The organism is Amycolatopsis sp. NPDC001319, assembly GCF_042896185.1.
Classification (GTDB): Bacteria; Actinomycetota; Actinomycetes; order Mycobacteriales; family Pseudonocardiaceae; genus Amycolatopsis.
Window position 1 is genome coordinate 1 of record NZ_JBIAWY010000015.1, and the last position, 20,036, is coordinate 20,036.

General features: G+C 70.6%; 16 protein-coding genes. 4 read left to right on the plus strand and 12 right to left on the minus strand.

Translation table 11 applies throughout. The features are described 5' to 3' along the window. Positions 1-137: 137 nt before the first annotated feature. Both ACFY1H_RS40540 and ACFY1H_RS40545 read right to left on the minus strand, forming a co-directional pair. Positions 138-1,016, minus strand: a complete 879-nt coding sequence (locus tag ACFY1H_RS40540; RefSeq protein ID WP_386955516.1) for an AAA family ATPase — start codon at positions 1,014-1,016, stop codon at positions 138-140. After that, a complete protein-coding gene (locus tag ACFY1H_RS40545; RefSeq protein ID WP_386955517.1) occupies positions 1,013-2,083 on the minus strand; it encodes a cupin domain-containing protein in 1,071 nt (356 codons plus the stop codon). The genes ACFY1H_RS40540 and ACFY1H_RS40545 overlap by 4 nt, the downstream gene beginning before the upstream one ends. Before the next feature lie 97 nt (positions 2,084-2,180). Between ACFY1H_RS40545 and ACFY1H_RS40550 the strand changes: the two genes are divergently transcribed. Next, positions 2,181-3,425, plus strand: coding sequence for an MFS transporter (locus ACFY1H_RS40550; RefSeq protein WP_366581737.1), 1,245 nt, complete (start codon positions 2,181-2,183; stop codon positions 3,423-3,425). 100 nt (positions 3,426-3,525) lie between these two features. After that, entirely contained in the window at positions 3,526-5,832 is a 2,307-nt protein-coding gene (locus ACFY1H_RS40555) for a protein kinase (protein ID WP_386955518.1), read from the plus strand. A gap of 22 nt (positions 5,833-5,854) precedes the next feature. Here ACFY1H_RS40555 and ACFY1H_RS40560 read toward each other — a convergent pair whose 3' ends face one another. From ACFY1H_RS40560 to ACFY1H_RS40590, 7 genes are all read right to left on the minus strand, one after another. Further along, on the minus strand, positions 5,855-7,843 hold the full coding sequence (locus ACFY1H_RS40560) for a nitric oxide reductase activation protein NorD (protein ID WP_386955520.1): 1,989 nt from the start codon (positions 7,841-7,843) through the stop codon (positions 5,855-5,857). After that, the gene (locus ACFY1H_RS40565; RefSeq protein WP_386955521.1) at positions 7,840-8,646 is read right to left on the minus strand and encodes a CbbQ/NirQ/NorQ/GpvN family protein; all 807 of its coding nucleotides are present in this window, start codon (positions 8,644-8,646) and stop codon (positions 7,840-7,842) included. The genes ACFY1H_RS40560 and ACFY1H_RS40565 overlap by 4 nt, the downstream gene beginning before the upstream one ends. Beyond that, the gene (locus tag ACFY1H_RS40570; RefSeq protein ID WP_386955522.1) at positions 8,643-10,112 is read right to left on the minus strand and encodes a hypothetical protein; all 1,470 of its coding nucleotides are present in this window, start codon (positions 10,110-10,112) and stop codon (positions 8,643-8,645) included. The genes ACFY1H_RS40565 and ACFY1H_RS40570 overlap by 4 nt, the downstream gene beginning before the upstream one ends. Positions 10,113-10,134: 22 nt before the next feature. Then, the gene (locus ACFY1H_RS40575; RefSeq protein WP_366581742.1) at positions 10,135-11,226 is read right to left on the minus strand and encodes an ABC transporter ATP-binding protein; all 1,092 of its coding nucleotides are present in this window, start codon (positions 11,224-11,226) and stop codon (positions 10,135-10,137) included. A gap of 38 nt (positions 11,227-11,264) precedes the next feature. After that, positions 11,265-13,040, minus strand: coding sequence for an iron ABC transporter permease (locus ACFY1H_RS40580; protein WP_366581743.1), 1,776 nt, complete (start codon positions 13,038-13,040; stop codon positions 11,265-11,267). Positions 13,041-13,077: 37 nt separating this feature from the next. Then, positions 13,078-14,169, minus strand: coding sequence for an ABC transporter substrate-binding protein (locus ACFY1H_RS40585; RefSeq protein ID WP_386955525.1), 1,092 nt, complete (start codon positions 14,167-14,169; stop codon positions 13,078-13,080). A gap of 348 nt (positions 14,170-14,517) precedes the next feature. Next, entirely contained in the window at positions 14,518-15,507 is a 990-nt protein-coding gene (locus tag ACFY1H_RS40590; RefSeq protein WP_366581745.1) for a hypothetical protein, read from the minus strand. Between the two features lie 172 nt (positions 15,508-15,679). Between ACFY1H_RS40590 and ACFY1H_RS40595 the strand changes: the two genes are divergently transcribed. Together ACFY1H_RS40595 and ACFY1H_RS40600 are read left to right on the plus strand one after the other, a co-directional pair. Then, positions 15,680-16,672 carry a cupin domain-containing protein gene (locus ACFY1H_RS40595; RefSeq protein ID WP_386955527.1) on the plus strand — a complete coding sequence of 331 codons (993 nt, stop codon included), beginning with the start codon at positions 15,680-15,682 and terminating at the stop codon, positions 16,670-16,672. Between the two features lie 103 nt (positions 16,673-16,775). Further along, positions 16,776-17,591, plus strand: a complete 816-nt coding sequence (locus tag ACFY1H_RS40600) for an NAD(P)-dependent oxidoreductase (RefSeq protein ID WP_386955529.1) — start codon at positions 16,776-16,778, stop codon at positions 17,589-17,591. Here the strand turns inward: ACFY1H_RS40600 and ACFY1H_RS40605 are convergent. From ACFY1H_RS40605 to ACFY1H_RS40615, 3 genes are all read right to left on the minus strand, one after another. Further along, entirely contained in the window at positions 17,588-18,625 is a 1,038-nt protein-coding gene (locus tag ACFY1H_RS40605; protein ID WP_366581922.1) for a HoxN/HupN/NixA family nickel/cobalt transporter, read from the minus strand. The genes ACFY1H_RS40600 and ACFY1H_RS40605 overlap by 4 nt on opposite strands. Positions 18,626-18,692: 67 nt before the next feature. Next, positions 18,693-19,364 (minus strand): class I SAM-dependent methyltransferase, encoded by a 672-nt coding sequence (locus tag ACFY1H_RS40610; protein WP_366581748.1) that lies wholly within the window; start codon positions 19,362-19,364, stop codon positions 18,693-18,695. An 80-nt stretch (positions 19,365-19,444) separates the two neighbouring features. Further along, the gene (locus tag ACFY1H_RS40615; RefSeq protein ID WP_360605098.1) at positions 19,445-20,020 is read right to left on the minus strand and encodes a cupin domain-containing protein; all 576 of its coding nucleotides are present in this window, start codon (positions 20,018-20,020) and stop codon (positions 19,445-19,447) included. Positions 20,021-20,036: the final 16 nt, after the last annotated feature.

Sequence of the window (20,036 nt, forward strand, 5' to 3'; positions counted from 1 at the left end):
CGCCCCCCCCCGCGGGGCCCCCCCGCCCCCCCCCCCCGCCCCCCCCCCCCGGCACCACCCCCCCCCCCCCCCGGCGCCCCCCCCGGGGGGGCGCGGCCCCCCCCCCCCCCCCCCCCCCCCGCGTCCGTCGGAGAACCTCAGGCTTCGAGCTGCGTCGCGTGGCGCAGGTCGTCGGCGGTGAGCAGGTTCGGGTCGAGGGCGACCTCGGTGCGCACCGTGAGCGCCGCGAGGATCGACTTGCGCACCCGCCGGCCGTCGAGGCCCCGCAGGCCCTTGGCCAGCTCCGCGCGGAGGTCGGCGTCCCGGGCGAGCGGCATCAGCCCGGGCCACTGCTCGGCCAGCTCGGTCAGCGAGGACGCCACGATCCGCTCGACGACCTCGTCGTCGGGCAGCGTGGTGGTCATGACCAGGTCGGCCCGCGAGAGCACGGCCTCGTCGACCGCGTCGACGAAGTTGGTCGTGGCCACGAGAACCAGGTGCGGGCACTGCGCGCGCAGCTGGTCGAGACCGGACAGCACGGCGTCCGTCGCGCGGTGCACGTCGACCGGGTTGGTTTCGAACGACGCCGAGCTTCGGCGCACGGCGAGTGCCTCGACCTCGTCGATCAGCACCACGGTGTGCGGTCGCCGCGCGGCGATCTCCGGCAGGGTGTCGAGGAACAGCCGCGAGACGGCCCGCTGGCTTTCGCCGAGCATGTCGCTCGGGAACGCGTGCGGGTCGACCTCGACGAGCGTGGTGGCGCCGCGCGGGGCCATCTTCCGTGCGGCGGCCTGCGCGAGTCCCTGCGCGAGCGTCGTTTTTCCCGTACCCGGGGGACCGGCCAGCACGATCAGGCCGTGCGGCGCGCCGGAGAGTCCGCTGAGCAACCGGCCCTGCCGCAGGACGAGCAGTGCGGTGCCGAGCAGCCTCTCCTTGGTGCCCGCCGGCACGATCATCGAGTCCCACGGCCCGTCGTGGTGGTCCGAGGGCAGCGCGTGCAGTCCGACGACTCCGGGCGGGAGCGTCCGCTCGCTCACGGCCAGGACGGCCGGTCGAGGGCGGGCCACACGACCGTGTTGACGTCGCCGGCCTGGGCGTCGCGGATGTGGTCCGGCGGCTCTTCGAAGAGCACCGCGGGATCCATCAGCGCCCGCATCGTCTCCAGCAGGCTGTCGAACATGTGGATGCGCACGACCCGCGCGGTGTTCTCCTTCGAGTCGTTGAAGTGCTGGTGCCACAGGAAGTGGTCGACCACGATCAGGTCGCCCTTCTTCCACGGGTGGTTCTCTCCGCCCTCCGGCTCGGTGCCGAGGTAGGAGTGGCCTTCGCCTTCCAGCACGTACAGCCAGGCCTCGCCGGCGTGGCGGTGCATCGACTGCTGCCGGCCCTGGCCGATCTCGAACATCGCCATCGTGATGCCGGAAGCCTGGTACCCGATGGCGCGGTCGAGGAGGAAGGTCGTGCGGGTGCCGCGCGGGGTGTTGAGCAGTTCGAGCTCGTCCCAGTCGGTGTGGAGCCGGCCGCTGCGCCGCTTCTGCTGCTCTTTGCCGAGCCGGCGCAGGCGCCGGGCGTACGCGTCGTCTCCCGGCACGTCGGGTGCGCTGAAGTCGGGCCGGCCCGGGAGGTTCTCGACCGGTTCGTGACCGCGGTCGTCGAGGATCGACATGCCCATCGTGGCGAGCAGCGGCTCGCTGGAGAACGTGAGGTAGCGGAACGTCTCGTCCCCGTCGTTGCCCGAGCGGTGCCACGCCCACGCCGGGATGTGGGCCGAGTCGCCGGGGGCGACGGCCACCCGTTCGCCGTCGATCTCGATCCAGCCGCGGCCGCCGACGCCCAGCACCATGGCGTCCCAGGAGTGCCGGTGAATCGTGGTGACCACGCCGTGGTCGACCTCGTGCACGAGGGCGTCGATGGAGCGCGTCGGGTTGTCGCCGTCCTCGCCCATGTAGACGCCGGTGCGCATGCCCCGCGCGGTCGGCTGGAGGGTGACGGCCTCGCTCCGGATGATCGTGCGGTGGTTGTCACGCCAGTCCTCGAGGAACTTCGCCCGCCGGGCTTTCTGCTGGTGGTAGTGGGTGGTCTTCGTCGTGGTCTTCGTCGACACCGAGCCTCCTGATTGGGCGGACCATTTTACCTTTCGCATTGTGGTCCGCCGGGCGCGCGGCGGCAAGCATGGACTTTTGGTCATACCATCAGGCAATATGGCGGTCATGAAGGTCGCCGAGGTCCTGCGCAATCGCGACTTCGACTTCTACTGGGGCGGTGTCGTCCTCTCGCAGATCGGCAGCCGGGGAACGATCGCGGCCAACCTCTACCAGGTCTACGAACTCTCCGGCTCGGTGGCGCAGACCGGGCTGGTCGGTGCCGCCCAGGTCGTGGCGCTCGTGGTGCTCAGCCCTTTGGCCGGCGTCTACGCGGACCGGGTGGACCGGCGCAAGCTCCTCCAGTGGTCGCAAGCCGTGGCCATGGTCGTGGCGCTCGCGCTCGCGGCGACGAGCTTCACCGGCCACGCCGACGTCGTGCAGGTGGTCGGCTCGGTCGTGCTCACCACCGCGGCCGCCAGTTTCGACCAGCCCGCGCGCCAAGCCCTGATCCCGGCCCTGGTCCCGCGGGCCCAGCTGCCGCAGGCCTTCGCGCTGCTCAACCCGTCCCGGGAGCTCGCCGTGCTCCTCGGCCCCGCACTCTCCGGGGTGCTCATCGCCGTCAGCGGGCCGGGCCTGATGTACGCCGTCGACGCGGTGACCTACCTGCTGCTGATGATCACCTTGGCGCTGCTGCGGATTCCGCACCTGCCCGGGGCGGGCGAGCACATCACGCTGCGGGAGCAGCTCGCGGAGGGGGTCCGGTTCGTCCTGGGGAGACGGATCGTGTGGCAGATGGTGCTGCTCGACCTGGTGGCGACCGTCTTCGCGGGCTACCGGGTTCTTCTGCCCTCCCTGGCGATCGACCGGTTCCACCTGGGAGCCACGGCGTACGGGCTGCTCTCGGCGGCACCGTCGGCAGGGGCGCTCATCGCGACGTACACGGTTTTCCGCGTCGTCGACCGCAGCAAACGGCTCGGCAAGGTCCTCCTCGCGTCGACGATCGCCTACGGCCTGAGCGCCGTCCTGCTCGCCTGGGCCGCCGGGCTCGTGGTCGCGCTGGTCGCCTGCCTGTTGCTCGGCGCGTTCGACGCGATGGCCACGACGATCCGGCAGGCGGCGGTGCAGCTCGAGACGCCGGATGCGCTGCGCGGGCGGGTTTCCGCGATCTACCAGATGGCCTCACGCGGCGGCCCGGCCCTGGGCGACACCGTGATCGGGGGCGTCGCGGCGGCGATCGGTCCCGTGCTCGCGCTCATGATCGGAGGGCTCGCGACCGCGGCCTTCGCCGTCGGGCACTTCGGCCGGGCGAACCCGGTGCGCAGGTACGCCGCCGCCCGCGCGGAGGAGCCCGAGCCGGCGTGACCCGCGAGTGTGACGGTTTCGCACTGAATGCCACATTCCGGTAGTGCCGGACCGCCGGTCGTGGTCTGATGTCCTCCGCGATTCGCGGAGGGGGCGGGGAATGGTCGACACCTGGCACTTGCCCGGGTTCACCGAGGTCGACGTGCTCGGCACCGGCGGCTTCGGGCGGGTCGTGCTGGCCAAGCACGACGCGTCGGGGCGGATGGCGGCGATCAAGTACCTGCGCGCGGAATACCTCGCCGACGCGCGGATCGCGGACGGCTTCCGGCGCGAGGCGTGGCTGCTGTCCGGCGTCCGGAGCGCGCACGTGGTCCGGCTCTTCGACTTCGTGGAGACGCCGGACGGCGCTGCGCTGGTCATGGAGGCTGTGCCCGGGGTGTCGCTGCGCGCGCTGCTGGCGGCGGAGAACGTGCTCGCCCCCGAGTCGGCGCTGGCCATCCTGAAGGGCTCGCTGCTGGGCCTCGCCGACGCCCACGCGGCCGGGGTGGTCCACCGGGACTACAAACCGGGAAACGTGCTGGTGTCCCGGGAAGGCGAGTCGAAGCTGGTCGACTTCGGACTCGCCACTTTGGACGGTCACAACGGGCTGACGGCCGGCTCACCGTCGTACATGGCGCCGGAGCAGTGGTCCGGGCAGCCCGGAATGCCGGCCACCGACGTGTACGCGGCGACCTGCGTGTTCTATCAGTGCGTGACCGGCCAGGTGCCGTTCCGGGCGGACACGACCGAAGGGCTGCGCTCGCTGCACCAGGCGGCGCCCGTGCCCGTGGACGCGGTGCCCGAGGCGTTGCGTCCCCTGATCGCGCGGGGGATGGCCAAGGACCCGGCGTGGCGGCCGGCCACGGCGCACGCGTTCGTGAGCGAGCTGGAAACCGTGGCGCGCAAGGCCTACGGGAAGAACTGGGAGAAGCGCGGCTGGAAGCGGCTGGCCACCTCGGCCGCCGCGCTCACGGCGCTGACGCCGTTGGCGCTCCTGGCCACCGCCGGGACGGCCGCCGCACCGGTCGGCGCCGGCACGGCGGCCGGGATCGCGGGTGGGGTCGGCGGCGGAGTGCCGGCCACCGGGTCCGGAGTGGGCGCGACCGCGGTGATCGCCGGCAAGATCGCCGCGGCGGTGCTGGTCGTCGGCGCGCTCGTCGCCGGGGGAGTGGCGATCTTCGCCAACCACGACGATCCGCCCGCGCAGGCAGCGGCGCTCACGGTGAGCCTCCAGACCACGTCGGGGCGGGATCCGGCGCTGCCGGTCACCTACGACCTCCAGTTCCCCCAGGTGTCCGGCGGCCCGGATCCGGCCGTCCGGCAACGGATCAACGACGCGTTGCGGGCCCCGGTCGACAAGCGGCTGAAGGCGATCCGCGACGCGGTGGCCGGCAATCGCGAGATGTTCCAGGAGCGCGGGGACACGGCCGCGGCGCACACGACGGCGCGGATCCTGCTGCGGACCCCGAGCCTGCTTTCCGTGCGGTACGACCACGATCTGGATTCGGACGTGCTGTCGCACACGACCTGGCGGTTCCCCGAGACGGTGAACGTCGACCTCGGCACGGGACAGGTGCTCGGCCCGAAGGACATGTTCCGGCCCGAGGTGCTGACCGCGGCCGGGATGCGGACGCTGACCCAGCGGCTCGAGCCGGTCACGAAAAACGGGTTCTGCCGGGTCCCCACGATCGACGGAGCGGGGGAGAAGGTCACCATCGACGCGGCCGACCGCGGCTCGGGCACCGACCATGTACCGGGCGCGGCCATCGGGTTCACTGCGACCGGCGCCGAGTTCGAGATCCAGTGGTACGACCTCGGCTGCGACACGGCGTCCGGGAAAGAGACCGTGACCCTGCCCTACAACGGGATCGGCGACCTGCTGCTGCCGAAGTTCCTGACGATGCTCGGCAAACCGGCGCCCGCCTCGTCGCCTCCCGCTTCGCCGCCGCCTTCGACCTCGGTCTCCGAGGCGCCGACGACGCCCTCTCTTGGCCAGTCCGCGCAGGGGCCGACGTACACGAACCCGCGGTTCGGGTTCACCGCGCTGATTTCCGAGAGCTACCTCGCCACCCCGTACGCCCCGCCGAACGGGGAAGGGATGACGTTCAGCAGCTCCGACGCCGACGCGACGCTGACGGTCTGGGGCGCCAACTCGACAAAGTCCGCGGCCCAGGCGATGGCCGGCGCGGTCGCCGCGGTGGAAGCGGACGGCGGACAGGTGACCTACCAGAAGGTCGAGGGCGACCGGTACTCGGTTTCCGGCTACCAGGGCGACGGCAAGATCTTCTACGAACGCGGGTTCACGGGATCCGCGTCGATGGCCGCGTTGCGCTGGGTCTACCCGCGGGAGGACAAGGACCGGTTCGACGGGCTCGTCAGCTCGACGGTGGAAGGGTTCCGGCCGGGCGACCTCTCCCGGCCGCACTGATTCCCGGCGGCACTGATTCCCGCTACGCGCGCCGGGCGGTGACGTACAGCCGGGCGAGGGCCACCGGCAGGTCACGCGGATCGGCGATCACGTGGTACTCGTCGGGGTCGCACATCGTCCGCAGGTAGTCGCCGCCCGCCGGGTCGACGGTGATGAGGTACGGGCGGACACCGGCGCGCCGGGCTTCCGCGAGCGCGCGCGTGGTGTCGGCGAGCGCGTAGCCGAGCACGGCGTCCTCGCCGTACTGCTGCCCGTAGTCGAGGTCGAACGGGCGGCCGTCGGAAACGAGCACGAGCAGTTTCGAGGGCGCGCCGTGCGCGGCGAGCCGGCGGGTGAGGTGGCGGATGGCCGGGCCCATCCGGGTGGTGTGCTGCGGCACGAGCCCGTCGAGCCGGCGCAGGGTCGCCGGGGTGCGGCGCTCGTCGAGGGACTTCACGACCGAGACGACGACGTCCTCGCGGCCGGTGCCGGAGAAGCCGTAGATGCCGTAGGTGTCGCCGACCCGCTCCACCGCTTCGAGGAGCAACGCGACCGATTCCCGCTCCAGGTCGAGGATCCGGCGGATCCCGTCGTCGCGCTCGGGCAGGCGTTCGGCCGTCGACGAGCTGAGGTCCAGCGCGAACGCGACGGCCACTTCGCGGGCCACCGGTTCGAGCGCGCTGTACACTGCTTCGCCCGGCGTCCGGCCGATCCGCAGGTCGGCCATCGCCTCGACGCAGGCGTCGAGGTCGAGGTCGTCGCCGTGGCGCAGCCGGGTGCGCCGGCGGCGTCCGAGCGGCGCCATGCGTTCCAGCTGAGCGGTCAGCGCGGGCAGCAGCGCGCGGTTGCGCTTGAGTGAGTCGCGGTGCGCCCGGCCGCTGCGCCCCGAACGGGGCCGCTTCTCGCGGACCAGGCACCAGTCGGTCAGGTACTTCCCGGCGCGGTGGTCCCACTCCGGGTAGGTGAACTCGTGCCGTCCGTTCGCGTGGACGGGGCCGGTTCCCCCGTGGTGGTGGTCGTCCAGGTCGGGGCCGTGGTCGTGCGGCAGTGGCTCCGGCGGCCGCTCGACCGTCGTGACGTCGACCTGTCCGCTCTCGGCCGCCAGCGAGCGTTCGGTGAACTCGTCGGCCGCCTGCGCTTCCTCGCCGGTCATCCGCAGGATCGCCTCGGTGAGCGGCATGCCGGAAGCCGACAACCCGAGGTACCGCGGACCGGGCACGTCGCGGTAGCGCACAGGCGCGAACCGGACGTCGAACACCTCGTCGCCTTCGAGCCGGAACTCCTGACCCGGCAGCGTGAACCCGTCGTCCACTTCGGACTCGGTGAACGCGACTGCCATGCCCGCGCCCGTCGCCGGTGCGAGGTTGGGCAGCCGCGCCAGCACGCCGTAGCACCGGATCGCCGCCTCGGCCGTCGATTCCACAGTGGACGCCCGGTCGGTCAGCGCTCGCGCCACGGCGGCCATCCGGGTGACCGCCGGGTGCAGTGAGAGCGGCAGCCGGATCGCGGTGGCGCCGAGGCTCAGCCGGACGAGCGCCTCGGCCGCCGCGGAGCGGGCCGGCAGCTCGGCCGGATCCGGCCGCGTCGCCAGCTCATCGGCGCGCACCCGCTCGTAGACCGGGGCCAGACCGGGGAACAGCCGCAGGGCCGCGGTGTCCACGCGCAGGTCTTCGAGCACGGTGAACACCTCGACCGCGAGCGCCGTCCGGCCGAACAGGCCGGCGAAGCGGTCGAGCCCGCCGCGCAGGCCGGCCGGGCGCAGCCGCCGGAAGAACGGCTCCGGCCGGGCGAGGTCGAGCTCGAACGTGCCGAGCTCGTGGTGCAGCGCCCGGTGCGTCAGCGCCACCTGGTACCACGACGGTCCCGAGTGCACGTGCGACGGGAGCCGCACGGTCGTCGCGGTGTCGGGCCGCTGGCGGAGCTCGGTTTCGTCGTCGTAGGGCACCAGTTCGCAGCCGCGCCCGCACAACGCCCGGTAGTACAGCGAGAGCGAGCCGGTCAGTTCGGTCAGGTGCGCGAGCGTCGCCGTCATGCCGCGAACACGGCGTGCGTCACCTGCCGGACGGCGTCCTGCACGTCCCGGTCGTCGCTGGTGGCCAGCACGAGCGCGAGATCGCACGCGCGCCGCGGTGCGACGCCGCGGCCGATCAGCGCGCCGGCGTGGACGAGCAGCCGGGTGCTCGGGCCGTCGACGAGATCGGCGGCGTCGAGGTTGCGGATCCGGGCGCCGAGCGCGGCCAGCGCCTCGGCCACGTCCGCGGGCACCCCGGCTTCGTGCGCGATGATCTCGGCCTCCAGATCGGGGTCCGGGTAGCCGAACTCGATGGCGAGGAACCGCTGCCGCGTGCTCGGCTTGAGATCCTTGCTCGTGACCTGGTAGCCCGGGTTGTACGACACGACGAGCAGGAAGTCCGGGTGCGCCGCCACGGTGGTGCCGAGCCGTTCCAGCGGCAGCGTCCGCCGGTGGTCGGTCAGCGAGTGCAGCACCACGGTGGTGTCCTTGCGGGCCTCGACCACCTCGTCGAGGTAGCAGATCGCGCCCGTGCGCGCGGCCCGCGTCAACGGCCCGTCGAGCCACGTCGTGCCCTCGGCCGAGAGCAGGTACCGGCCGACGAGGTCGGCGGCGGTGAGGTCGTCGTGACAGGTGATGGTCACCAGCGGCTCGTCCGGCGGCGCTCCAGTGCGTTGTTTCGCGATCTCCCAAGCCATGTACTCGACGAACCGGGTCTTGCCGCAGCCGGTGGGTCCCTTGAGCAGCACCGGGATGCGCTGGTCGTAGGCCGCGCGGAAGAGGTCGACCTCGTCGCCGGCCGGCAGGTAGAAGGGCGCGGTCACCGGGCGAACTCCCCGTTCTGCTCGCGGCGGATCCACGACACCGGGTCGGGTGCGTAGTCCCGGTGGTAGTCCCCGGGGTAGTTGATGCCCGGCACCGCGGGAATCCAGTCGTACTCCAGGTGGTGCGTGCCGCCGAGGCTGCTGGCGAGCCGCACCACGCGCTCGGAGTCGAGTGCGGTGATCCGGCCCTTGTCGATCAGCTTGACCCACTCGCCGGTGCTGCGCCGCCGGATCTCGTAGGTGGCGAACAGGTTGTGCACGTGCGGGAAGTGCATCGTCGGCAACTTGTTCTCCTTGGCGTAGGAGAGGAAGGTCTGGTCCCAGTGCTCGGCGCCGAAGCCGAAGTGGATCACACCGGCCTGGGCGCGCTCGGGCAGGTTCGTCCAGGAGTCGTTGTAGTTCCACAGGGTTTCGATCTGGCGGTAGCTCTTGGGGTTGGTGCCGATCGACGCGTCGTTGAAGTACGCCCAGCCCGGGTAGGGGAACCCGGGGTAGTGCGTGTCGCGGTAGCGCTCCACGACCTCGCGCCAGAGCTCGCCGTAGCGGCCGCCGCCCTCGATCTTCGTGATCATCCCCGACTCGATGGTCACCGACGCGTGCGGGAAGTAGCCCGTGTGGTTGCTCGTCCCGCCGATCACGCCGTTGAGCGTGGGCATCAGCGTCTTCGCCTCACGCAGGAAGGTCTCCGCCGGGTGGCCGAACCGGATGCCCTGGATCGTCGAGCCGAGGATGTGCCCGGAGATGTAGGCGCCCTTGGGCCACAGCTCCGCCTGCTGCTCGCTCACCTGCCAGCCGAGGTCCGTCCCTTCGGGACTCGTGATGCGGACCTCGGCGGCGTCGCGGAACGCGTCGACCACCATGAGGTCCACGGTCCGCCAGATCTCGTCGGGGATCCCGTTGGCCCGGGAGATGAAGTCCTCGTAGGTCGAGTACACCCAGTTGTTCCGGATCCGCTTGCCGGCGGCGCGCTTCCAGTGTGAGCGCCCGGCTTCGCCCGCGTAGACGCCGGTGTAGCCGGGGCGGTCGTCGAGGAACCGCTTCAGCGCCGCCGCGGCGACGTTGAACTCGATGCCCTCCTCGATCATCGGCGGCAGCCGGTCGGTGATCTCCCGCCACCCCTCGGCCGCACTGTAGGACTTCACCTCCATGCCGAGGTCGGTCACGTCGATGCGGTCGACCTTCGCGACGCCGATCTCCAGCAGGGCCTCGCGGATGGCCTGGAACACGAGCTCGTGCTGGTGCGGGAACGTGACGATGAGCAGCTCGTCGCCGGGCCGGACGTCGCCGAGCGCGGACCGCCCGTACCGGCGCCGCACGTGGGCCCGCGCGAGCGGCATCAGCTCCTCGAGATCGTCGGTGCGCTCCTGCAGCAGGTAGCCCGGGAACCGCGGTGCCGGGTAGTCGAACCCGGGCAGCGGGGCGGGGACACCGGGGGCTTGCTCGGACAGGGGGTACGGGGCGCTCATCGGCGGCCGTGCTCCTCTCGGGTCAGTGCGCGGGCAGGACGATCGCGTCCTCGGGCTCGGGCTGCAGGAAGATCGGGTCGCCGTGGGCGAGACCGACCTTCTCCTTGTAGACGCGGACCTTCAGCACGTCGTCGCCGAGCCGGACGTAGTAGTCCCAGCAGTCGCCGTGGTAGATGCTGAACTCCACGGTGCCCTTCCAGGCTTCGGCGTCGTGCTGCTTGCGGGAGAACCCGAAACTCTCGGGCCGCATGAACACGCTCACGGTGTCGCCGGCGCTCAGCCCCGAGCCCGCGCGGCAGACCAGCCGGCCGGGCCCGACCTGCACGCACACGCCCGCGTCCGACACCTCGGTGACCACGCCGGTGAGCGTGTTGGAGACCCCGAGGAAGCGCGCGGTGAACTCCTGCTGCGGACGGGTGTAGATCTCCTGCGGCCGGCCGCGTTCGACGATCGAGCCGCTGTTCATCACCACCACGTCGTCGGAGACCGCGAGGGCCTCGTCCTGGTCGTGCGTGACGAACACCGTGGTGATGCCGAGCCGCTGCTGCACGGCGCGGATCTCGTCGCGCATCCGGTCGCGCAGGCCGGCGTCGAGGTTGCTCAGCGGCTCGTCGAGCAGCAGCACCTTCGGCTCGCGCACGAGGGCGCGGGCGAGCGCGACCCGCTGCTGCTGGCCACCGGACAGCGCCGGGGCCGGGCGTTCGGCGAAGTCGGCCAGGCCCACGAGGTCGAGCGCGTCCAGCGCCTTCTTGCGCGCTGCGGCGGCGCGGATCCGGGGTTTGTTGACCCGCAAGGGAAACATCACGTTCTGCACCACCGACATGTGCGGCCAGATCGCGTACGACTGGAACACGATCCCGATCGGACGGCGGTGCGCGCCGGCGAACACCCCGTTGCGCGGATCGGAGACCACCTTGCCGTCGAGCTCGATCGACCCGGCGTCGGCGCGTTCCAGCCCGGCGATGAGCCGCAGGGTCGTGGTTTTCCCGCAGCCGCTGGGCCCCAGCAGGGTCACCAGCTTGCCCTCGGCGATTTCCAGGTCGATCCCGTCGACCGCGTTCGCGGCCACGGTCCGGCCCGGGAACCGTTTCGTCAGTCCGGTCAGCCTGATCATCTTCGGATCCCTTCTCCTACGGTGGTTGTCGGGTCTGCTCAGCTCTGATTCGCGCCCTGGATCCCGAAGCGGCGCCCGAGCAGGCGGACACCGGCGACGAGGATCGTCAGGAACAGCACCATCACCACGCCGAGCGCGGCGACCACCGGGTACGACCCGTTGGAGTAGAGGTCGTAGATGCTCACGGACACGACCTCCGACCCCGAGGAGTAGAGGAAGATCGCCGCGGAGATCTCGCGGAACGCGACGATCATCGTGTACAGGAACGCCGCCAGCAGTGAGGGCATGAGAAGCGGGATGAACACCCGCCGGAACGTCTGGAGCCAGGAGGCCCCGCTCGCGGTGGCCGCCTCTTCGAGCTCGTCCTTGATCTGCGCCATGCCGGGCACGAGGTAGCGCATCGCGTACGGCAGGCTGATCGTCACGAACGCCACGACCAGGATGGTCAGCGTGCCGTAGAGGTGCACGGGCAGCGGCGCGGCGAGGTACCAGTAGAGGATGCCGACGCCCATCACGATGCTGGGCACGGCGATCGGCACCGTCGCGAGCCCGTCGAGCAGCCCGCGGCCGAACATCTTCGTCTTCACTGTGAGGTAGGCGACCACGGCGCTCAGCGCGGTGACGATCACCGCCGAGCTCACCGCCGTGACGACGCTGTTGCGCACCGACTCGATCAGGGCCGGCTGCCGGAAGATCTGGGCGTAGTTGCCGAATCCCAGGTCTCCCAGGGCTTTCAGCGAAGGCGGCTCGTAACCCGGCAGCAGCGAGGACCAGATCAGCATGGCCAGGGGCAGCACGACGGCGATGACGAAGAACAGGATGAACACGGCCAGCCCCGCCCAGCGCCACTTGCCCAGGTCCTGCACCGTCGAGCGGAACCCCTTGCCGGTGATCGTCTGCGTGGCCGAGCGCCGGCTCAACCGTTGCGACAGGGCCAGCCCGATCGACGCGATCACCAGCACGAACACCCCGATCACCCCGACCGTGCCGTAGTCGGCCGGGAACGCCTGCAGCGCGCTGTAGATCCGGCTGACGAACACGTACGTGTGGCCCGGCACGCCGATCAGCTGCGGCACCTCGAACGTCGAGATGGTCTGGATGAACATCAGCAGCGCGGCCGACAGGATCGCCGGCCGGGCCATCCGCAGCGTGATCACCCGGAACGTGCGCACGGGGGAGGCGCCCGACGCGAGCGAGGCCTCCTCCAGCGAGGAGTCCATCGAGCTGAACGCCGCCGTGCCCATGAGGAACGCGACCGGCGCGACGTGGATGGACTGCACGAACACCATGCCGGCGATCGAGTAGATGTTGAACGCCGGCAGCCCCACCGACCGCAGGACCCCGTTGAGCGGCCCGCGTTCGGGGGAGAGCAGCAGCGCCCACGCCACCGTGTTGAGGATCCCCGGCACGATCAGCGGAACGAGCGCCGCCAGCTGTGCGAACGTCTTGCACGGGGTGTTGGTCCGGCTGACCAGCCACGCGAGCCCGAACCCGATCACCGTGCAGACGATCGCGGTGAGCCCCGCGTAGAGGAACGAGTTGAGCACCAGCGTGCCGAACCCGTCGGCGGTGAAGGTCGTGGCGTAGTTGCGCAGGGTCCACGTCGAAACGCCGGTGCCGAGGAACGACGTCTGCAGGCTGGCGTAGATCATCGTGCCGACCGGCACCAGCGCGAGGTAGGCCACCGCGATCGCCGCCACGGCGAGGGTGAGGTAGCGCGGCTGCAGCAGGGAGCGCCAGGACCGCGAGGTCTTCGCGGGCCGGACGGTCTCGTGGGGTGCCGGATCGGGGGGTCGGGTGTCCAGCAGGGTCATCGGGGGTCCTTTCGCCGGCGGTGTCCGCCGTCGGGGGTCACGGCGCTTTCAGAGCCGACTTCATTTCCGCGAGCTCGTTGTTGTAGTCCGCCTGCGAGAGGTTCGGGTGGCCCCAGGCGGCCGGCCACTTCGTCTCGTCCCACACCTGTGCGTCGTTGGTGACGTCCGGGCGGACCGACGTGTGGTTGGTGACGTCGACGATCTCCTGCTGCCCGGCCTTGGAGACCATCCAGTCGTCGAAGAGGCGGGCGGCGTTGGGGTGCGGCGAGTTCTTCACGACGTCGATGAGGTTCAGCGACGCCGGCAATGGCGTGCCGTTGACGAAGTCCAGGGTGTTCGGCGTCTTCTTCTTGAGGCTGGAAGCTTTGTAGCCGTATGCGGTCGCGGCGGCGAGCGGCTCGCCGGCCTGCACGTTGGTCAGCGACTGGGTGTGGCTCTCGACGAACACCGGCGAGTTGTCGCCGAGCCCCTTCAGCAGCGCCAGGGCCTTGTCGTGGCCCATCGCGGCGATGAGGCTGTCGTACCAGTTGACCGCGCCGGGGTCGATCGAGAACTGGCCGCGCCACTGGGGCTTCGTGAGGTCCTCCCAGGATTTCGGCGCGGTCAGGCCCTTCTGGCTGAGCACCTGCGGGTTCCAGGAGAGCACGGTGGTGACGGCGTACACGACACCCTGGTAGCCGTCGGGGAGGCTGAGCCCGGCGGGCAGCGGCGCGGCGTCGACCGGCTTGTAGGGTTGCATCGCGCCCGCCTGCAGGAGCTGGGCGATCTGCGGGGAGTCACCGGAGACCACGTCGGCGTTGAACTTGCCGCCGCGCTGTTCGGTGATCACGCGGGGCGGGATCTTGTCGGCGCTCAGCCGCAGCGCGTTGACCTTGACCTTCGGGTAGACCTTGTTGAACGACGCGATGATCGGCGCGACGTCGGCGTCGGCGAACGTGGTGTACCAGACCACCTCGCCTTCTCTCGCCGCGACCTCGGCGAGCTGCTGGGGGTTGCGCTGGTCGGCCGTCGTCTGGGCCGCGTCGGTGGAGCTGGCCGCGCCGGAGCCGCACGCGGCGGCCATCGTCAACGCCAGGCCGCCGGCGAGGACGGCCGAGACGGTCCGTCGGGTGCTTCGCCTCTTGAGCATTGCGGTTCCCTTCGGTGAGCGGACCGCCGCCGGGAACAAGGCGGGCTCACCACGATGTGAGTGCGGAACTGTCGCGGAGCTTCGGGTGCCGAGGGGCCCGGTGCCTGAGGCCGCGGGCCGTTCGGTCCGAGCAGTATGGACCTATGGTATGACCATTTGTCAACCGTTGGACCCGATGCTGGTCCCGATCGAAATCCTGGGGCGCGGATCCACTTCGGACGGTGAGCGCAGGGCGGGACGGCCCGTGTGCGGTGCGTGCAGACGGGCGCGTCCCAGCGGCGAAGTTCAGTCATTCTGCCAAAAACCGGCGGAAACCGTAGGGCCGAATGGCCGATTACCGCGACGGGTTCACACCACCACCTCGGTCATGATCCCGGCCGGGAAAATCTCGTCGGCCGTGGCGAGCCGGTGTGCGATGCCCTGCTGGGCTGCGTAGGTGAGCAGCTGTTCCCAGGTGGCGCGGTTGGGTTCGATGCCGAACGGGAACGGGTCGCCCGCGAACAGGTCGCGCATCTCGCGGCCGTAGGTGGCGAGCCAGGGCAGCGGGTAACGCGAGACGGCGGGGTCGAGCAGCCGTTCGACGCTGCGTTGTTTCGACTCCAGGAACGCGTTGTAGAGGTTGCGGGCCACCCACGGGTGCTCGTCGAGGATCTGCCGGCGCATCGCGATCAAGTGCATGATCGGCCAGATCCCGGTGTCGCGGAAGTACTCCTGTTCCTTTTCGCGGTAGTCCGGGAAAAGACGTACGACGTCGGGGTGGCCTTCGAGGAAACACGTCGGGGGCCGCGCGATGATCGCGCAGTCGATCTCGCCCGCGGCGAGCAGGTCCGACAGCGACCGGTCGGTCACGCGGGTGAGCCGCACGCCGGGTGGCAGCGTCAGCTCCACCTTCTCGACGCGGCCCGGGGCGTTCGCGCCGGCCTGGTACCACTCGATCTCGTCGAGCTTGACGCCCATGTCGTTGTGCAGCCAGCCCCGCATGTACACCGCCGCCGAGTGGGCCCACTCGGGCGAGCCGACCTTCTTGCCGCGCAGGTCTTCCACGGAACGAATTCCGCTGTTGCGGTTGACGTAGAACGAACCGAACCGGAACAGCCGCGAGCAGACGACCGGCAGTCCCACGATGTCCGGCTCGTCGCGGGTGATCTGGGCGCTGAACTTGGCGAAGGACAGCTCGGCGACGTCCCACTCCCGGTTCGCGGTGAACCGCGCGAAGATCTCGTGGTGGCTCAGCGTCGACCAGGTGTGGTCGATGCCCTGGGCGCGCACGGCGCCGGTGCGGAAGTCGCGGAAATGGTCGTAGTCGGTCGTCGCGATGCTGAGGTGGACGTCGCTCAAGGAAGCCTCCCGGACGGTCGGGCTCTGGATTGGTAGGACAGTTAGGCCTATACTTCGGAGCGTACCCGGGCCGGGCGTCCGGGAGGAACATGTTCTGCCTCCGTCGAAAAGCGCCAAGGCGCGGGAAAGCGAGGAACGCATGGGCAAGAAGGGACGCGTGTTCGTACGTGGCTTGACTTCTGAGACCTACGGGCTCGGTCAGTTCCGTCAGGCCCAGCTGGCCGCCGAACGGGTCCGCGACGACTCGGTGGTGGTCGACGACGCGAAGGTCGGCCACTCCGGCGACTCGGAGAAGTCCCGCACGTGGTGGCGGATCGGGCCCGGGGACGAGGAATTCCTGACCCAGACGCTGCAGGTCCATTTCGTCGAGCTGCCGCCGCACAGCTCCAACCGGGGACACGGACACCAGAACGAGGCGTCCTTCTACATCCTCGAAGGTGCCGGCTACGAGATCCACGACGACCAGCGGTACGACTGGAAGGCCGGCGAACTGGTCTTCGTCCACACCGACTCGGTGCACCGGCACTACAACCCGTACGACGAAAAAGCCGTCGCGCTGGTCATGAAGGCCAAGTGCACCTGGATGTTCCTGGGCCTGCTGCAGCAGGGCCGCGGCGGTCCGATCGAGCGGCCGGACGAGTTCGGCGAGCGCGAGGACTGGTCGCGGATCTGGACCGACGGTGTGCTGGAGCGCAAGAAGGTGGTGCGCCAGGAGGACACGGTCTGGGAGACGACCCCGATGGGCCGCGTCCGCGTGCTCAACAGTCCCGATCGGACGGACCTGCGCCAGTTCTCCGTCGACGTCTTCGAGCTCGACATCCCGGCCGGCAGCCGCTCGGGCAAGCACTGGAAGATGGCCGACGAGGTCCTCTACGTGCTCGACGGCTCCGGCTATTCGCTGCACTGGGAGGTCCAGGAGGAGATCGCGGAGAAGTACTACGCGCGGGTCGCGAAGACGCCGACCCGGCACGAGATCACCAAGGGCGACACGCTCTACGTTCCGCAGAACACGATCGCCGTGCACTACGCCGCCGACGGCACCCCGCTGCGGTTGCTGTCCGCGCAGAACCGCATGTTCAAGCACCTCGGTTACGACAAGGTGCACTACTTCGAAAACGCTCCGGAGTACACCGGCGAACTGGCCGAAGCCGCCAGCGCCGTCTGAGGTGTCCGTCCGAAGGGGCCTGTCTCGTGCACTCACCACGAGGCAGGCCCTTTCGCTTCGACTGCCGCGGGGCGCGGCCCTGCCGGCGGGGAGGAAGGTCCTGATGTCGAACCACGGAAGCGTCGGTGTGGCCGGGCTGGGGGCGATGGGCGCGCCGATCGCCCGGCACCTCGTCGGCGCCGGCCGCGACACGGTGGTGTACGACCGTGATCAATCCACAGTGGACACGCTCGTCGCCGCGGGTGCGCGGGCGGCCGGGTCCCCGGCGGAGCTCGGCGGGTGCGACGTGGTGCTCGTGATCGTTCCGTCCGATGAGGACGTGCTCGAGGTGTCGTCGGCCGTGCTGGCCGGGTCCGAGCGCGGGTCGACGTTGCTGATCTGCAGCTCGGTGACCCCCGAGACCTGCCACCGCGTCGAGGCCGAGGCCGGGGGAGCGGGCGTGGCCGTGCTGGACGCGGCGCTCACCGGCGGGGTCCGCGGCGCCGAGAACGGTGAGATCGTCCTGCTGGTCGGCGGGGAGGAAGCCGTGCTGGACCGCGTGCGCCCGGCGCTCGCGTCGTGGACGAAAGCGGTGCACCACCTCGGTCCGCTCGGCTCCGGCCAGGTCGGCAAGACGGTGAACAACCTGTGCCACTGGGGTCAGATCACGGCGATCGTCGAGGCGATGCGGCTCGGCCGCGACCTCGGCGTCGAGCCGGCGAAGCTGCGCCGGGCGCTGCTCGACGGGGTGGCCGCGAGCGCCACGCTCGCCCAGCTCGAACTGATGCGCTTCACCTGGTACCGCAAGGATCTGGCCAACGCGTTCCGCATGGCCGACGGCGTGGGCCAGGACCTGCCGGTGGCGCACACCGCCCGCGAGGTGATGGAGGGCATCACCGTCGCGGGCGTGGCGGAGCTGTTCGGCGGGCCGGTCGCTTAACGGTCGGGGTCGAGGGAGAGGTGGGCCGACCACTTCTCCTCGATCCGGCCGATCCGCCAGACCAGGACGGCGACGAGCCAGGTGGCGACGAACAGCCCGGCGATCGCGAAGCCGACGTTGTTCAGGTCGAGGCCGGCGATCGCGGCCAGCGGCCCCGAGACGATCCCGAGCCGGTCGGCGAGGATCGACAACAGCTCGATCGTCCCGATGACCAGCGCGACCGCCACGGACAGCGCGGTCACGGTGAGGTTGTAGAAGACTTTCCGCACCGGCTTCGCGAACGCCCACCCGTAGGCGAAGTTCATGAAGCAGCCGTCGGCGGTGTCGAACAACGTCATCCCCGCCGCGAACAGCACGGGCAGCACCAGGATGGCGTACCAGGGCAGGGCGAACGTGGCGGCGCCGGCGGCCAGCACGAGCAGGCCGACCTCGGTGGCGGTGTCGAACCCGAGTCCGAAGAGGACACCCACCGGATAGATGTGCCAGGGCTTGCGGACCGCCTTCGTCAGGCCGGACAGCAGCCGGTTCAGCACGCCGCGCTTGGCGAGGTGCTCCTCGAGTTCGGCTTCGCTGAACCGCCCGTGGCGCATCTCGCGGAACACCCGCAGGATGCCGAACAGCACCACCAGGTTGACGATCCCGATAATGTAGAGGAACACCCCGGACACCGACGTGCCGATCAGGCCGGTCACCCGGTGCAGCGCCGACGAGTCGTCCGTGACCGACCCGGCGAGCGCGCGCACGCCGACCGAGAGCAGCAGGCACAGTCCGAACACGACGGTCGAATGCCCGAGCGAGAACCAGAACCCGACCGACAGCGGCCGTCCGCCGTCGGCCATCAGCTTGCGGGTGGTGTTGTCGATCGCGGCGATGTGGTCGGCGTCGAACGCGTGGCGCAGCCCCAGCGTGAACGCCGTGACGCCCAGCCCGACCCCGAAGAACCCGCCGCCGGCCAGCGCGTGGTGCTCCGGGGCCACGACGAGGCCGAGCACTCCCCAGCCGACGAGGTTCAGCAGCAGGACGACCGTGGCCATGCCACCCAGCGACGCCCACTCGCGGCCGCTGAGCGCGACGCGGACGCGGGCGAGCCGGCGGGATCCGTCAACCGTCACGACGAGCCGCCAGCAGGCAGGTGTACAGGCCGCGCCAGGGCATCTCGACGTCGGTGAACCCGGCCTTCGCGAGGCCCTCGAAGTGGTCGGCCACCGACGGCAGGGCGTCGTTGTGCTTGTGGGCACCGGCTTTGTCGGACGGCGGGATGAGCTGCTTGCGGGCCGCGCGCAGCCGCGCGTCCCACACCGGGCCGGGCCCGATGTGGTCGAGGTTGAGCAGCCAGCCGCCGGGCGCCAGGTGCTCGGCCGCCTCGGTGTAGAAGCGCGCCAGCTGCGCCGGGTTCAGGTGGTGGCTGGCCCGCGACGTCATCACCACGTCGAGGTCACCGGGCAGCTGCGCGAGGTCCGTCATGTCGGTGAGCCGGTAGGAAACGCGGTCTCCGAACCGGGCGAGCCGCGCGCGGGCGGCCTCCTCCATCACGGTGGAGACGTCGGTCCAGATGCCGTGCGCGCCGGGGAAGAGATCGAGCAGGACCTCCAGGAAGTCACCGGGGCCGCTGCCGATGTCGGCCACCAGCTTCGTCCGCGGCCGGTCGCCCGCCACGAGCGTGGCGGCGATCCGCCGGGGCAGCACGAGGAATCCGACGAGGCTGTCCTGTTCCAGCCACGACGTCGCGACGTTCGGGTCGAGCCATTCGGACACGGGTGTTCCTTCGGGCACGGGCACTCCTCACAGGTCGGATGGGTTCGTGGCTCGGCCGTGCTCCCGCCTGGGGTGCGGGAGCACGGCCGAGGGGCCGGCTACTTGCGCGCGCCGTGCGTGGTGCCGGCCTCGACGGCCGCGTCGAGCAGCTGCTTGCCCTCCTCAGGGGAGAGCTGCACGCCGTGGCGCTCGATGTTGTGCAGGCGCATGGTGCGCAGCAGCCCCGTGTCCTGGATCGCGAGGTAGCGGGCCGTGTCGTTGCCGTCGAGGTTGAAGTGCTGGTGCCACGCCCACCGAGGCGGCGCGAACAGCGTGCCCTCCTGCCACTCGACGACCTCGATCGGCTCGTCGTCGTAGTTGATGAGCGAGAAACCGTGCCCCTTGACCACGTAGAGGTAGGCCTCGGTGGTGTGACGGTGGCGGACGGAGTTGTTGCCCGGCTTGAGCTCCGAGATGTGCGCGCTCAGCACCTCGTAGTCGGCGAGGTCGAAGTAGTGGCCGCGGTTGTTGCGCCACGGCCGGGCCGGCAGCTCCATCTTGCGCAGGTCGTCCTCCACGACCAGGCCCTTGTTCGGCGGGTGCTGCCGGTTGAACTCGTCGCGGGCCGCGATCTCCGAGGAATCGAGGTTCTTCTTCTCGCTGGCCAGGACACCTTTCAGGTACTCGTCACGCACTACTGCTCTCCTTGTC

Bases quoted from the DNA above. Each gene is read 5' to 3' on its own strand.
- ACFY1H_RS40580 (WP_366581743.1), bottom strand. From the start codon at position 13,040: ATGACCCTGCTGGACACCCGACCCCCCGATCCGGCACCCCACGAGACC.
- ACFY1H_RS40575 (WP_366581742.1), bottom strand. From the start codon at position 11,226: ATGATCAGGCTGACCGGACTGACGAAACGGTTCCCGGGCCGGACCGTG.
- ACFY1H_RS40585 (WP_386955525.1), bottom strand. From the start codon at position 14,169: ATGCTCAAGAGGCGAAGCACCCGACGGACCGTCTCGGCCGTCCTCGCC.
- ACFY1H_RS40605 (WP_366581922.1), bottom strand. From the start codon at position 18,625: ATGGCCACGGTCGTCCTGCTGCTGAACCTCGTCGGCTGGGGAGTGCTC.
- ACFY1H_RS40600 (WP_386955529.1), top strand. From the start codon at position 16,776: ATGTCGAACCACGGAAGCGTCGGTGTGGCCGGGCTGGGGGCGATGGGC.
- ACFY1H_RS40555 (WP_386955518.1), top strand. From the start codon at position 3,526: ATGGTCGACACCTGGCACTTGCCCGGGTTCACCGAGGTCGACGTGCTC.
- ACFY1H_RS40550 (WP_366581737.1), top strand. From the start codon at position 2,181: ATGGCGGTCATGAAGGTCGCCGAGGTCCTGCGCAATCGCGACTTCGAC.
- ACFY1H_RS40560 (WP_386955520.1), bottom strand. From the start codon at position 7,843: ATGACGGCGACGCTCGCGCACCTGACCGAACTGACCGGCTCGCTCTCG.
- ACFY1H_RS40570 (WP_386955522.1), bottom strand. From the start codon at position 10,112: ATGAGCGCCCCGTACCCCCTGTCCGAGCAAGCCCCCGGTGTCCCCGCC.